The following is a 13,499-nucleotide window of genomic DNA, read 5'->3' as shown; positions in this document are numbered from 1 at the left end:
ATTGGGCACCGCCACGCGGCGGCTCACGGTCGCGCGGCCGCATCCCTCCTGGTCGGAGCAGGATCCGGCCGCCTGGATCACCGCGATGCGGGAGGCGATGGCGGAGCTGGCCGCCGCACATGACCTCTCCGGCGTGGAGGGGATCGGCCTTTCCGGGCAGATGCATGGCGCGGTGGTGCTCGATGCCGGGGACCGGGTGATCCGCCCCGCAATCCTGTGGAACGATAGCCGCTCCGAGGCCCAGGCCCGGCGGCTGAATGCCGATCCGCAGTTCCGCGCGATTTCGGCCAATGTGGTCTTCCCGGGGTTCACCGCGCCGAAGCTCGTCTGGATGGCGGAGACCGAGCCCGAAGCCTTCGCCCGCGTGGCGATGGTGCTGCTGCCGAAAGATTACCTGCGGCTGTGGCTCACCGGCGAAAAAATCGGCGATATGTCGGATGCGGCCGGCACCGCCTGGTTCGACAATGGCGCGCGCGCCTGGTCCGATGCCCTGCTCGCAGCCTCGGGGATGCGGCGCGCGCAGATGCCGCCCCTTGTCGAGGGCAGCGCGCCTGCGGGCGGGCTGCGCGCGGAGGTCGCCGCCGAATGGGGCATGCGCCCGGGCACGGTGGTCTCGGGCGGCGCGGGCGATGGCGCGGCCACGGCGGTGGGCGCAGGATCTGTCGTGGAGGGGCAGGGTTTCGTCTCGATCGGCACCTCCGGGGTGATCCTGACGCCAAGCCGCCGCCTCGCCCCGGATCCCGCCCGCGCGGTCCATGCCTTCTGCCACACCCTGCCCGGCATGTGGCAGCATATGGGGGTGATCCTGTCGGCTTCGGCGGCGCTCGAATGGCTCGCGGGCATCCTCGGCGCCACGCCGGCCGCCCTCACCGATGCGCTTGGCCCCGAGCTGCGCGCCCCCGCGGAGGAGACCTTCCTGCCCTATCTGACCGGCGAGCGCACGCCACACAACGATGCGGCCGCGCGCGGCGCCTTTTCTGGCCTTTCAGCCCGCACCGGCCGGGCGGAGCTGACCCAGGCCGTGCTCGAAGGGGTGGCCTTTGCCTTTGCCGATACGTTGGAGGCGCTGCGGGCCTCGGGCTCCGATCCCGAAACCCTGCTCGCGCTCGGGGGCGGCGCGCGCTCGCGCTACTGGCTCAAAGCCATCGCCACCGCGCTCGGCCGGCCGCTCCTGCTGCCCGAAAGCGGCGATTACGGCGCGGCCTTCGGCGCGGCGCGGCTTGGGCTGATGGCGGCGACGGGGGCAGACCCGGCCGCCGTCTGTACCCGGCCCCGGATCGCGGCGGAGGTCGAACCCGACCACAGCCTCGCCCCGGCCTATGCCGAGAAGCTGCAGCAGTTCCGCGCCGCCTACCGCGCCCGCTGAGCGCTAGAGCTTGGAGAGCTTCGCCTGCAGGTCGGAGAGCTGCTTCTTGATCGCGTTCAGCTCTTCGCGGTCGGTGGTGCCACCCTGCGGGTCGAGCTCGGGTGCGGTCGAGGCCCAGCCCGACATCATCGACTTCAGGAACGCCTGCTGCTGGCGCTGCAGCGCCTCGAACCCCGGCATCGACGCCATCGGATTCGGGAAGCCGCCGAAATTCTCCATCATCTTCGATTGCCCCTCGCGCAGCATCTCGAAGGAGGCCGCGAGGAACTGCGGCACCACGGATTGCGCCTGGGTGGTATAGCTGCGGACCAGATCGGTCAGCACATCGACGGGCAGGACATTCTCGCCCCGGCTCTCGTGTTCGGCGACAATCTGCAGCAGATACTGCCGCGTCAGGTCGTCGCCCGTCTTCAGATCGACGATCTGCACTTCGCGCCCGGCGCGGATGAACCCCGCGATATCTTCGAGCGTCACATAATCCGATGTCTCGGTATTATACAGCCTGCGGCTGGCATAACGCTTGATCAACAGGGGTTTCGCGTCATCGGCCATGTCTTCACCTCCCTGGCTGCGCCGCCTGGCTATTACGGCGGTGCAGAAAGAGTAGGCTTTGCTGCTATGCAAAAGCAACAAAAGAAAAGGGGCAGGTTGCCCTGCCCCAAGTCCGTTCTCCGGCCGGGAGGAGCGGACCGGATCGCGGGAGGTTCTCTTATTTCGGCTGAACCGCGGCGGTCGCCTTCTTCGCAGCCGCGGTCACTTCCTCGGTCGCCTTCTTGACGGCCGCGGTCGCGTCTTCGGAGAAGTCCTTGCCGGCAGCCAGCATCAGCTCCACGGTTTCCATCTGCACCTTCTTTGCCACTTCGGCGAAGGCAGCGAGGTTCTCGGCAGCCATCTCGGCCGAGGAGGAGGCGAAATCGCTGAGCGCCTTGGCGTAATCGGCCGGCTCTTCCTTCTTGGTCGCCAGGGTGCCGATCTTGGAGATCGCGTCCTTGGCCCATTTCGAGGAGATCTCGGTCGATTTCTCGGCCGCATCCAGCGCGACCTTGGCCATCTTTTCGCTCATCGCGGCCTGGGTCTTGAACGCATCCTGAAACTTCGACGCATCCACCGGCATCGAAGCCATCATGTCTTGAAGGATCTTGGTGAAATCTTGGGTCTTCGCCATTCTGTCTATCGCTCCGATTGTGCGGCCAGGAATTCAGGAAATCTGCGCGGGGCCAACCGCTCTTCATTACGATAAATGCTGCAGTGCAGCATTACAAGAGAAATTGCTGCACTGCAGAAGCTAAGTCGGCGATTTTCCGCCGAATTTACGCTTGCGTAAACGTCAGACCTTGACGATTTCGCGGACGTATTCACCCGGCGCCGGAATCAATTCCGGATGCCCCGCGACCCCCGGCACGCGCGCCGCAATCCGAGGCCCGGAGCGCAGCGCCAGCCATTCGCCCCACCGCGGCCACCAGCTGCCGTCATGGCGCGTGGCATGGCCCTTCCATTCGTTCACATTCGCGATCGGCGCCTCGGAAGTGTAATGGCCATATTTGCGTTTGCTCGGCGGGTTGATGATCCCGGCGATATGGCCCGATTCGGAGAGGATGAAGGTCTTGTCGGCGGAGCCCATCTGCGCCACCCCGTTGAACGAGGCGATCCAGGGCGCGATATGGTCGCTCTCGCAGGCCACCGCACAGAGCGGCACCTTCACATCCGAAATCTTCAGCACCTCGCCCAGCAGCGGCAGGCCCTCGGTGGTGAACAGGTCCTGCTGGCACAGGCCGCGCAGATATTCGCGCGCCATCCGCCCCGGCAGGTTCGTCGAATCACCGTTCCAGTAGAGCAGGTCGAAGGCCGGCGGCGCCTCGCCCATCATGTAGTTGCGGATCGCCGGCTGATAGATCAGGTCGTTCGCGCGCAGGAAGCTGAAGGTGCGCGCCATGAAATAGCTCGAAAGCACCCCGTCCATGCGCACCTGCGCTTCGATTCCGGCCAGGAAATCGTCCTGCAGATAGGCGGTGAATTCGCCCTGATCGGAGAAATCAGTGAGCGTGGTGAAGAACGTGGCCGACGCCACCGAGCGGTCCTTGCGCTTTTCCATGAGCGCGAGCGTCAGGCTCAGCGTGGTGCCGGCGATGCAATAGCCGACGGCATTGATCTTCTTCTCGCCGGTGATCGCCTTCACCTGATCGATCGCGGTCAGGTAGCCCTCGGTCACATAGGTGTCGAGCCCCACATCCGCATAGCTCGGGTCCGGGTTCTTCCAGCTCACCACGAACAGGGTGAAGCCCTGATCCACCAGCCAGCGGATCAGGCTGTTCGCGGGCTTCAGGTCCAGAATGTAGAACTTGTTGATCCACGGCGGGAAGATCAGCAGCGGCACCTTGTGCACGGTGTCGGTGGTGGGCTTGTACTGGATCAGCTCGAACATGCGGTTGCGAAACACGACCGAGCCCTCGGCGGTGCCGATGTTCTCGCCCACCCGGAAGGCGTCGCGGTCCGCCAGCGTCACAAGCAGGTCGCCGCCATTGGCCTCCAGATCGCGCACGAGGTTCTCCAGCCCGCGCACCAGGCTCTCGCCCTCCGTCGCCACCGCGCGCTCCAGCGCATCGGGGTTGGTCGCGAGGAAATTCGTCGGCGCCATCATGTCGATGATCTGCTTGGCAAAATATTCCAGGCGGCGGCGGCTGACGTCATCGAGCCCCTCGATCCGCGCGACCGCATCCTCCACCGCCCGCGCCGAGATCAGATACTGCTGCTTGACGAAGTTGAAATAGGGATGGCTGTTCCAAAGCGGATTGGTGAAGCGCTTGTCCGAAGGCCCCGGATCGGGCGGCGGCTTCAGCACGCCCTGCGCCAGAATATGGCTCGCCTCGACGTAATGCTTCATCGCCTGGCCCCAGAAATTCACCTGGGCCTCGAGGATCCGCGCCGGGTTGTCGGCCATCTCCTTCATCATCGCGGCGCTGGTATTCAGATATAAGTCCAGCCCCGGCCCCTCCAGCGCCGGATTCGGCGCGCGCCGCTGCGACAGGGCTTCCATAAGACGCCGCGTCAGCGCCTCAATCCTGTCAAGGTTGGCCTTCATCCTCTCAGAAGCGGCGGATGGCACTCCGTCAGCTGTTGTCATGTCAGGCTCCCCCCTTTATTTTGTTCAGAAAAGCACAGTGTCACGGTAATTCAAGAGCAAAGCGGCGTTTCGCCGCGCCGCGCCGGCGGACAGGAGATGCGATGAAAGGCATGATGAGCTACGATCTGATGGAGACCATCAGAAACACCAACGAATGGATGGGAGCTTCGGCGCGCGCCATGGCCTCCTATCCGGCCTGGGGCCTGACACCGCATCCGATGTTCAAGCTTCTCTCGGCCTGGGGACGGGTCACCGAGCGCAGCTTTGCGCGCATGGTGATCAAGCCCGACTGGGGCATCCGAACGGTGCCCTCCGAGGACGGCCGCGATCACGTCGTCGATGAGGAGGCGGTGCTCGACCGGCCGTTTTGCACGCTGATCCATTTCAAGGTCCACGGCCGCGCGCCGATGAAGCGCCGGGTCCTGCTGGTCGCGCCGATGTCGGGCCATTACGCGACCCTCACCCGCGCCACGGTCGCAAGCCTGATCCCCGACTGCGACGTCTATGTGACGGACTGGAAGAACGCGCGCGACATCCCCGTCTCCGAAGGCAAGTTCGACATCGAGGATTACACGCTCTACCTCGTCGATTTCATGCGCGCCCTCGGGCCCGATATCAACGTGGTGGCGATCTGCCAGCCCGCGCCGCTCGCCCTTGCCGCGACGGCTATGCTGGCCCAGCAGGATCCGGCGGCGCAGCCGCGCACGCTGGTGCTCATCGGCGGGCCAGTCGATCCGGACGCGGCCGATACCGAAGTCACCGATTTCGGGCGCCGCGTCACCATGGGGCAGCTCGAACAGCTGGTGATCCAGCGCGTGGGCTTCAAATATCGCGGCGCCGGGCGGCTGGTCTATCCGGGGCTGATGCAGATCGCCTCCTTCATCTCCATGAACCTCGACACCCATGCCGGCGCCTTCCAGGACAAGATCGTCGCCGAGGCGAAGGGCGACGGCTCCGAGCGCGACCGCCACAATGTGTTCTACGACGAATATCTGGCGGTGATGGACATGACCGCCGAGTTCTACCTCTCGACGGTGGAGCGGATCTTCAAGAACGTCGAGATCGGGCGTAACAGCTTCACGGTCGCAGGCAAGCCCGTGGACCTCGGCCGGATCAGCACCACCGCGGTGTTCACCGTGGAGGGCGAGAACGACGACATCTCCGCGCCGGGGCAATGCGTGGCGGCGCTGCGGCTCTGCACCGGGCTGCCGGAGGCGAAGAAGGCCAGCCACCTGGAGCCGGGCGCGGGCCATTACGGTATCTTCGCGGGCTCGAGCTGGCGCAACCACATCCGCCCGAAGCTGATCCAGTTCTTCGACGATCAGGACGATGCCAACCCCGGCACGCGCCGCCGCCGCACGCCCATCCGCGCAGCCTGATATCCGGGCCCCGCCCCACGCGGAGCGGGGCCCGGAATCTCTACGGCACAGGATTTCATCAACCGGCGTGCCGCCTCGCGGGCGAAGCGGCGCCCGAGGATCTGCGGCAGCCATGGCGACAATACCAATGCCCTTTGGGCGTGGGGCCATGTCGCAGGCCGTGTTCCGACCTCTCTGTAGATATCCCGCATCCGAGGCGCGCGGCCGTTTTCCTGCCTGTTACCGGATGGCCGCTCACGCCCACTGCGCAGGGCCATGCCACGCCTCTGCACGGATCAGGATCAAGTCCGCCCCGCGCCCCAGCCCAAGCCGCAAAACGGCGTAGCCCCTCTAAGCAAACGGCCTCCTCGCGTCCGCCCAGACCAAATGAAAACGCGCCCCCGAAGGGGCGCGTTCTGCTTTCTGGCCAGCCTCAGTTCGGCGCGGGCGCGGGCGGCGTACCGAGCGGAGGCAGCCCACCCAGCGGCGGCAGGCCCATGCCCCCCGGCGCCCCGAGACCGCCCCCGAGGCCCCCGCCGAGACCCGGCATCTCCGGCAGCTTCATCTCGATATTGGAGGTATCGACCGGCTTGCCCTTGTAGTGCATCACCATCCCCGGGAACAGGATCACCGCGGCCACCATCGCGAGCTGGATCACCAGGAACGGCACCGCCCCCCAGTAGATCTCCGAGGTCTTCACCGGCGGCATCTTCTTGCCGGTGACCTTGTCCAGATAGGGCACCTTCGGCGCGACCGAGCGCAGGAAGAACAGCGCGAAGCCGAAAGGCGGATGCATGAACGAGGTCTGCATCATCACCCCCAGGATCACCCCGAACCAGATCAGATCGATGCCGAGGCTCTCGGCCGCGGGCGCGAGCAGCGGCACGATGATGAACGCGAGCTCGAAGTAATCCAGGAAGAACGCCAGGAAGAACACCAGCGCCGAGACCACCAGCAGGAAGCCCGTCTCGCCGCCCGGCAGCGAGGTCAGCAGATGCTCGACCCACAGATGCCCGTTCACGCCATAGAAGGTGAGCGAGAAGAACCGCGCCCCGATCAGGATGAACATCACGAAGGCCGAAAGGCGGGTGGTGGCGGCCAGGGCCTCGCGCACCACCGTCATGTTCAGCCGCCCCTTCACCGCCGAGAGGATCAGCGAGCCCACGGCCCCCATAGCGCCGCCCTCGGTGGGCGTGGCGATGCCGAGGAAGATCGTGCCCAGCACCAGGAAGATCAGCGCCAGCGGCGGGATCAGCACGATGATCACCTGCTGCGCGAGCCGCGACATCCGGTTGATCTTCAGCCCCTTGTCGAGCAGCGCCAGCACATAGCAGACGATGACCGCGGCGCAGAACGCCAGCATCATCGAATCCTTGCCGTGGTTCTTGTCGATCAGGTTTTCCGCCGCGAAGAACACGCCGACGCCGATCGCGACGGTCACGAACAGCGACATCACCCCCGAGCCCAGCGTGCGCGCCTCCGGCGGCAGCGCCGGCATCGACTTCGGCTTCACGATCGACATGATCAGGATATAGAGCGCATAGCACCCGGTCAGCACCAGCGCCGGGATCATCGCGCCGGCATACATGTCGCCCACAGACCGGCCGAGCTGGTCGGCCAGAACGATCAGCACCAGCGAAGGCGGAATGATCTGCGCCAGCGTGCCCGAAGCCGCGATCACCCCCGAAGCGAGCGAGCGGTCGTAGCCATAGCGCATCATGATCGGCAGCGAGATGAGCCCCATCGCGATGACCGACGCCGCGACGACCCCGGTGGTGGCCGCCAGCAGCGCCCCCACGATGATCACCGCATAGGCGAGCCCGCCGCGCACCGGGCCGAACAACTGCCCGATCGTATCGAGCAGATCCTCGGCCATGCCGGATTTCTCCAGCACGATGCCCATGAAGGTGAAGAAGGGAATGGCGAGCATCGTGTCGTTCGACATCACCCCCCAGAGCCGGTCCGGCATCGCCGACAGGAGCGGCCAGCTCAGGTTGATGCTGCCCCCCGACAGCGGCGCGAGCTCCACCCCCACGAAGAAGAACAGCAACCCGTTCGCGGCCAGCGCGAAGGCCACCGGATAGCCCAGGATCAGGAAGATGATCAGCGAGGCGAACATGATCGGCGCCATGTTCTGCGCGATAAGTTCCAGCATCAGCGCATCTCCTCCTTGGCGACGGGATCCATGTCATACCCCTCCTCGGGCGGGAACGGATCGTCGATCAGGCCGCGCATGACCGCGATCTTCTTGATGATTTCCGACAGGCCCTGGAAGAACAGCAGCACGAAGCCCATCAGCAGCAGCGCCTTCGCCGGCCAGATGATCAGCCCGCCCGAATTGGTGGACATCTCGCCCGAGCGGAACGACATCAGCGCATAGGGCACCAGCAGCCAGATCATCAGGCAGACCATCGGCATCAGGAACACCACATGGCCGAACAGGTCGATCCAGTGCTGCTTGCGCCGGCTCAGCGCGCCATAGAGGATGTCGATGCGGATATGCTCGTTCTGCTTCAGCGTATAGGCCGCGGCCAGCAGGAAGGCCGCGCCGAACAGATACCATTGCAGCTCGAGCCACGCATTCGACGACGTGTTGAAAACCTTGCGAACGACCGCGTTCGCCGCCGCCACCAGAATGGCGACCAGAATGAGCCACGACACCGATTTCCCGATCGTGTCCGTGATGCGGTCGATCAGACGTGAGAGGGCAATCAGTGCGCCCATCAGTCTTCCTCCCATTGAAGAGTTTGGCCCCTTCGGGGCAGTGCGCAGTCCTTGGCCGGTCTTGCCCGGAACGTCAAGAAAATTGGGCTTTTTGGTCAGATTTCATGACCTTCCGCCGCGTCAGGGGCCGAGTCGCCCCTCTGGGCGGGGCGCCGCCCCGGCAAAACACCTCCCTTTCCCGCCGGTTTTCAGGAAATTCCCAGCCAGCGGCCCATTTGCGCAATTTTAGAACGAAAAATCGCATCACAGGGACACTTTCTTTGCGATTTTGGCGTTGACGGCCGTTTTCGCCGCCAATAATGTCCCGGCAACGCAATGAAGGGGCCAGCGATGCTTTCGCTTATTGTCATCGTACAGGTTTGGCGCATGGGCCGGTAACGGTTGACCATGATGGTTCCCATGCGCCCCCGCCCGAACAGCGGGGGTTTTTTATTGCGATCGCGGGCGCCCTCCGGGGCAAGGGTATGGAGAGACGGATGCAACGGCAGATGACCGGCGCGAAAATGGTGGTGCAGGCGCTGAAGGACCACAGGGTCGATACGATCTTCGGCTATCCGGGCGGCGCGGTATTGCCCATCTATGACGAGATCTTCCAGCAAAACGACGTCCGTCATATCCTCGTCCGCCACGAACAGGCCGCGGTGCACATGGCCGAGGGCTATGCCCGCTCCACCGGCAAGCCGGGCGTGGTGCTGGTGACCTCGGGCCCGGGCGCCACCAATGCGGTGACCGGCCTGACCGACGCCCTGCTGGATTCGATCCCGCTGGTGGTGTTCTCGGGTCAGGTGCCCACCTTCATGATCGGCACCGACGGCTTCCAGGAGGCCGACACGATCGGCATCACCCGCCCCTGCACCAAGCACAACTGGCTGGTGAAGGACACCGACGGGCTGTCGGAGACCATCCATCAGGCCTTCCATGTGGCCACCTCCGGACGCCCCGGCCCGGTGCTGATCGACCTGCCGAAGGACGTGCAGTTCGCCACCGGCACCTATACCGGACCGAAGGTCGCGAAGGTGGACCATTACCAGCCCCGGGTGAAGGGCGATATCGAGGCCATCACCAAGCTGGTCGAGCTGATGGAGACCGCGGAGCGCCCGGTGTTCTATACCGGCGGCGGGGTGATCAATTCGGGCACGGCGGCCGCACAGCTCCTGCGCGAGCTCGTGGATGCCACCGGCTTCCCGATCACCTCGACGCTGATGGGGCTCGGCGCCTATCCGGCTTCGGGCAGGAACTGGCTCGGCATGCTGGGGATGCACGGTCTCTATGAGGCCAACCTGGCGATGCACGACTGCGACCTGATGATCAACCTCGGCGCCCGCTTCGACGACCGCATCACCGGGCGCATCGCCGATTTCTCGCCGCGCTCGACCAAGGTGCATGTCGATATCGACGCCTCCTCGATCAACAAGATCATCCGCGTGGATCTGCCGATCCTCGGCGATGTCGGCCATGTGCTGGAAGACGCGCTGAAGATCTGGAAGGCGCGCGGGCGCAAGGTGAACAAGGAGGGCCTGGCCAAATGGTGGGCACAGATCGACGGCTGGAAGCAGGTGAACTGCCTCGCCTATGCCCCCTCCGACAAGACGATCAAGCCGCAATATGCGCTGGAGCGTCTGGAGGCGCTGACCCGCGGCCGCGACCGCTACATCACCACCGAAGTCGGCCAGCACCAGATGTGGGCCGCGCAATACCTGCATTTCGATGCGCCGAACCGCTGGATGACCTCGGGCGGGCTCGGGACGATGGGCTATGGCTTCCCGGCCTCGATCGGGGTGCAGATCGCCCATCCCGACGCGCTGGTGATCAACGTCGCGGGCGAGGCCAGCTGGCTGATGAACATGCAGGAAATGGGCACCGCCACCCAGTTCCGCACCCCGGTGAAGCAGTTTATCCTGAACAACGAGCGCCTCGGCATGGTGCGGCAGTGGCAGCAGCTGCTGCATGGCGAGCGCTATTCGCAGAGCTGGTCCGAGGCGCTGCCCGATTTCGTGAAGCTGGCCGAGGCCTTCGGCTGGAAGGGCATCCAGTGCTCGGATCCGAAGGAGCTCGACGATGCGATCATGGCGATGCTCGAGCATGACGGGCCGGTGCTGTTCGACTGCCTGGTGGAGAAGCACGAGAACTGCTTCCCGATGATCCCCTCGGGCAAGCCGCACAATGAAATGCTGCTCTCGGCCGATGCCGAGGCGTTCAAATCCGGCGCCGTGCTGGTCTGAGGAGGAAGTCATGTCCGCACTCAACATCAAGAAGGGCGCAACCTCGCATTCCGCCTACGACCTGCGCGACCACCACCCCGAGGCGGTGCGCTCGCACACGCTCGCGGTGATGGTGGACAACGAGGCCGGCGTGCTTGCCCGCGTGATCGGCCTGTTCTCCGGCCGCGGCTACAACATCGACAGCCTCACCGTGGCCGAGGTGGACCACAAGGGCCACCGCTCGCGCATCACCGTGGTGACCCGCGGCACCGAGGCCGTGATCGACCAGATCAAGGCGCAGCTCGGCCGCATCGTGCCGGTGCATGAGGTGATCGACCTCACCGTCGAGAGCACCCCGGTCGAGCGCGAACTCGCGCTGTTCAAGGTCAGGGGCACCGGCGACAAGCGGGTGGAGGCGCTGCGCCTCGCCGATATCTTCCGCGCCAATGTGGTGGATTCGACGCTGGAAAGCTTCGTCTTCGAGATCACCGGCACGCCGGAGAAGATCGACGCCTTCGCCGATCTGATGCGCCCGCTCGGCCTGATCGACGTGGCCCGCACCGGCGTCGCGGCGCTCCCGCGCGGCGTATGATCCTCGATATCGCCGCCGCCATCCTCTCGGCCCCCGACGGGCGCACCCTGCTGGTGCGCAAGCGGGGCGCCGGGGCCTTCATGCAGGCAGGCGGCAAGATCGAGCCCGGCGAGGACCCGCGCGCGGCGCTCTGCCGCGAGCTGGCCGAGGAGCTGGCGCTGCACATCGCGCCCGATATGCCGGCCTATGTCGGCCGGTTCGAGGCCCCCGCGGCGAACGAGCCGGGCTATACCGTCTCGGCGGAGATCTACCGCATCGCGCTCACCGAGACCGCGCTGCACCGCGCCGCCGAGATTGCCGAAATCGCCTGGGTGGATCCGCGCGCGCCTAGCCTGCCGCTCGCCCCGCTCACGCGCGACCATATCCTGCCGCTGGCCTGACGTCCCGCCGCGCGCTCAGTCGTCCAGCACCTTGCGCGCCATCGCGAACCATTTCTCCATCAGCCGGGTCACCTCCTCCGGCGCCTCCAGCGGCGCCAGATGCCCGACCCCGCGCACCAGCCGGAATTCCGCCAGCCGCATCAGCTCGGTCAGGATCTCGTGGCGCCGCGGCGGGCAGATCGTGTCGAACTCACCGCAGATCAGCAGCGCCCGCTGCCGCGCGGAGCGTAGCGCACGCTGCAGGTCCGGCCGCCGCATCAGCGCGCGCGACTGTCGCGCGAAGGCCTCGGGGCCGAGCGCCTCGGCCATCTCCAGCAGCATCGCCTGCGCCGCCAGCGCCCCCTCGCCCTCGCCCAGCGTGCTCGCCGGCACCTCCTCCAGCACCGCCTCGTCCAGCCGCCCGCTCAGCGCCCGGATGATCCGGTCCTCGCGCTGCGAGGCGAATTGCGCGCTCTCCGCCAGGGGCGAGACGTCGATCATCACGATCTCCGCCACCCGGTGCGGGATCCGGCGCAGGATTTCCATCGCCACCACGCCGCCGAGCCAATGGCCCACCAGGGTGAAGCGCTCGGGCAGGCGCGGGATGATCCGGTCCGCCATTTCCTCGATCGTATCGCCTTCCAGCGGCACGCAGATCACCATCCGCGTCGCGGAAAAATGCACCACCTGATGCCAGAACAGGCGCGCATCGCACATGAAGCCCGGAAGGAAGACCAGCGGATCGGCCGACATGACACCCTCTCTTGGATCGCGCAGGCTTAGTGCCGCAGCCGCGCGCCGAGGGAAAGCCCCCGGGGCGCGATTTCCGCTCAACCGATGCGCGAAAGCACCTCCTGCACCGCGGCTTCGATCTGCGCCATGTTGTCCGGGGTGGAAAACCGGTGATCGGCCCCCTTCACCAGCGTCAGCCGGATGTCGGGGCCGCTGACATGGCCAAACAGCCGCAGCGCCGTCTCCACCGGGACGGAGCTGTCCTCCGTGCCCTGCAGGAACCGCACCGGCATCGGCAGCGCCAGCGGATCGCGCAGCACCAGCCGCCCGCGCCCCTCCTCGATCAACCGCTGGCTGATCCGGTAGGGCGCGCCATAATCGGAGGGCAGATCGACATGGCCGAACCGCGCCAGCGCCTGGCGCTGCGCCGCAGTGAAGGAGGCCCAGAACCCGTCCTCGGTGAAATCCGGCGCCGCCGCGATCGTGACCATGCCCGCCACCAGCTCGGGATGCGCCCGCGCGATCAGCAGCGAAAGCCACCCCCCCATGGAGGAGCCCACCAGCACCTGCGGCCCGCGGCTGCAGGCGCGGATCGCGGCCAGCGCATCCTCGAACCAGTCGCCGATCGCGCCCTCCTCGAACCGCCCCCCGGACTGGCCATGCCCGGAAGCATCATAGCGCAGAAACGCCCGCCCCTGCGCCGCCGCCCATTCTGCCAGCGCCACCGCCTTGGTGCCCTCCATGTCGGATTTCAGCCCGTGCAGAAACACGATCCCGGGCCCCGCGCCGTCCTGACGCTTCACGGCAATGCGCCGCCCTTGCGGCGTGGTGATGAACTCGGTCATGGCATCCTCCGGTTGCGCCGCACCCTAGCCCGCGCCGCCCCGCCCCGCAACTCGCCCGCCCAGTAACACGCCCGCCCCGTCACTCGGGTCGCCCCGGACAACCGCAGGGACCACCACCGCATATCCTGCGGCCTGCCGCGCCGCCCGTACTCAGCGCAAATCCTGCACTCAGCGCAAATGCTGCGCCCCCAGCCAAGACTG

At 66.1% G+C, this 13,499-nt stretch carries 12 protein-coding genes; 5 read left to right on the top strand and 7 right to left on the bottom strand.

The window, feature by feature from the left end; all coding sequences use genetic code 11:
* Nucleotides 1-1,366, top strand: a 1,366-nt coding sequence (gene xylB, locus ACOMG5_RS01345; protein WP_420341974.1) for a xylulokinase, incomplete at its 5' end; no start/stop codon positions are given.
* Between the two features lie 3 nt (nt 1,367-1,369).
* Here the strand turns inward: xylB and phaR are convergent.
* The 3 genes from phaR to phaC all read right to left on the bottom strand — a co-directional run bounded on the left by phaR (nt 1,370) and on the right by phaC (nt 4,487).
* Entirely contained in the window at nt 1,370-1,918 is a 549-nt protein-coding gene (phaR, locus tag ACOMG5_RS01340; protein ID WP_420341973.1) for a polyhydroxyalkanoate synthesis repressor PhaR, read from the bottom strand.
* Nucleotides 1,919-2,075: 157 nt separating this feature from the next.
* A complete protein-coding gene (locus ACOMG5_RS01335) occupies nt 2,076-2,531 on the bottom strand; it encodes a Phasin (protein ID WP_420341972.1) in 456 nt (151 codons plus the stop codon).
* 162 nt (nt 2,532-2,693) lie between these two features.
* Nucleotides 2,694-4,487: a class I poly(R)-hydroxyalkanoic acid synthase gene (phaC, locus tag ACOMG5_RS01330; protein ID WP_420341971.1), complete on the bottom strand. Its 1,794-nt coding sequence runs from the start codon at nt 4,485-4,487 to the stop codon at nt 2,694-2,696.
* Nucleotides 4,488-4,588: 101 nt separating this feature from the next.
* Between phaC and phaZ the strand changes: the two genes are divergently transcribed.
* Nucleotides 4,589-5,866, top strand: a complete 1,278-nt coding sequence (gene phaZ, locus ACOMG5_RS01325) for a polyhydroxyalkanoate depolymerase (RefSeq protein WP_420341970.1) — start codon at nt 4,589-4,591, stop codon at nt 5,864-5,866.
* Nucleotides 5,867-6,278: 412 nt separating this feature from the next.
* Here the strand turns inward: phaZ and ACOMG5_RS01320 are convergent, their stop codons facing one another.
* A complete protein-coding gene (locus tag ACOMG5_RS01320) occupies nt 6,279-8,000 on the bottom strand; it encodes a TRAP transporter large permease (protein WP_420341969.1) in 1,722 nt (573 codons plus the stop codon).
* Nucleotides 8,000-8,569, bottom strand: a complete 570-nt coding sequence (locus tag ACOMG5_RS01315) for a TRAP transporter small permease subunit (protein WP_420341968.1) — start codon at nt 8,567-8,569, stop codon at nt 8,000-8,002. The genes ACOMG5_RS01320 and ACOMG5_RS01315 overlap by 1 nt, the downstream gene beginning before the upstream one ends.
* Nucleotides 8,570-9,045: 476 nt before the next feature.
* Here ACOMG5_RS01315 and ACOMG5_RS01310 point away from each other — a divergent pair, with 476 nt between their 5' ends.
* The 3 genes from ACOMG5_RS01310 to ACOMG5_RS01300 are packed head-to-tail and all read left to right on the top strand — an operon-like array spanning nt 9,046 to nt 11,742.
* Nucleotides 9,046-10,791 (top strand): acetolactate synthase 3 large subunit, encoded by a 1,746-nt coding sequence (locus tag ACOMG5_RS01310; protein ID WP_420341967.1) that lies wholly within the window; start codon nt 9,046-9,048, stop codon nt 10,789-10,791.
* A 10-nt stretch (nt 10,792-10,801) separates the two neighbouring features.
* Nucleotides 10,802-11,362: an acetolactate synthase small subunit gene (gene ilvN / locus ACOMG5_RS01305; protein ID WP_420341966.1), complete on the top strand. Its 561-nt coding sequence runs from the start codon at nt 10,802-10,804 to the stop codon at nt 11,360-11,362.
* Entirely contained in the window at nt 11,359-11,742 is a 384-nt protein-coding gene (locus tag ACOMG5_RS01300) for an NUDIX hydrolase (RefSeq protein ID WP_420341965.1), read from the top strand. The genes ilvN and ACOMG5_RS01300 overlap by 4 nt, the downstream gene beginning before the upstream one ends.
* A 15-nt stretch (nt 11,743-11,757) precedes the next feature.
* On the opposite strand, the gene ACOMG5_RS01295 is transcribed toward ACOMG5_RS01300, so the two are convergent.
* Both ACOMG5_RS01295 and ACOMG5_RS01290 read right to left on the bottom strand, forming a co-directional pair.
* On the bottom strand, nt 11,758-12,474 hold the full coding sequence (locus ACOMG5_RS01295) for an alpha/beta fold hydrolase (protein WP_420341964.1): 717 nt from the start codon (nt 12,472-12,474) through the stop codon (nt 11,758-11,760).
* Between the two features lie 77 nt (nt 12,475-12,551).
* Nucleotides 12,552-13,298: an alpha/beta fold hydrolase gene (locus ACOMG5_RS01290; protein WP_420341963.1), complete on the bottom strand. Its 747-nt coding sequence runs from the start codon at nt 13,296-13,298 to the stop codon at nt 12,552-12,554.
* Between the last annotated feature and the right edge of the window lie 201 nt (nt 13,299-13,499).

This window comes from Paenirhodobacter sp. (genome assembly GCF_041916475.1).
Taxonomy (GTDB): Bacteria; Pseudomonadota; Alphaproteobacteria; order Rhodobacterales; family Rhodobacteraceae; genus Rhodobacter.
Note: the sequence above shows the minus strand (reverse complement) of the source record. Positions and strands in the feature narration are given on the sequence as shown.

Bases quoted from the DNA above. Each gene is read 5' to 3' on its own strand.
- phaR (WP_420341973.1), bottom strand. From the start codon at position 1,918: ATGGCCGATGACGCGAAACCCCTGTTGATCAAGCGTTATGCCAGCCGC.
- ACOMG5_RS01335 (WP_420341972.1), bottom strand. From the start codon at position 2,531: ATGGCGAAGACCCAAGATTTCACCAAGATCCTTCAAGACATGATGGCT.
- phaC (WP_420341971.1), bottom strand. From the start codon at position 4,487: ATGACAACAGCTGACGGAGTGCCATCCGCCGCTTCTGAGAGGATGAAG.
- phaZ (WP_420341970.1), top strand. From the start codon at position 4,589: ATGAAAGGCATGATGAGCTACGATCTGATGGAGACCATCAGAAACACC.
- ACOMG5_RS01320 (WP_420341969.1), bottom strand. From the start codon at position 8,000: ATGCTGGAACTTATCGCGCAGAACATGGCGCCGATCATGTTCGCCTCG.
- ACOMG5_RS01315 (WP_420341968.1), bottom strand. From the start codon at position 8,569: ATGGGCGCACTGATTGCCCTCTCACGTCTGATCGACCGCATCACGGAC.
- ACOMG5_RS01310 (WP_420341967.1), top strand. From the start codon at position 9,046: ATGCAACGGCAGATGACCGGCGCGAAAATGGTGGTGCAGGCGCTGAAG.
- ilvN (WP_420341966.1), top strand. From the start codon at position 10,802: ATGTCCGCACTCAACATCAAGAAGGGCGCAACCTCGCATTCCGCCTAC.
- ACOMG5_RS01300 (WP_420341965.1), top strand. From the start codon at position 11,359: ATGATCCTCGATATCGCCGCCGCCATCCTCTCGGCCCCCGACGGGCGC.
- ACOMG5_RS01295 (WP_420341964.1), bottom strand. From the start codon at position 12,474: ATGTCGGCCGATCCGCTGGTCTTCCTTCCGGGCTTCATGTGCGATGCG.
- ACOMG5_RS01290 (WP_420341963.1), bottom strand. From the start codon at position 13,298: ATGACCGAGTTCATCACCACGCCGCAAGGGCGGCGCATTGCCGTGAAG.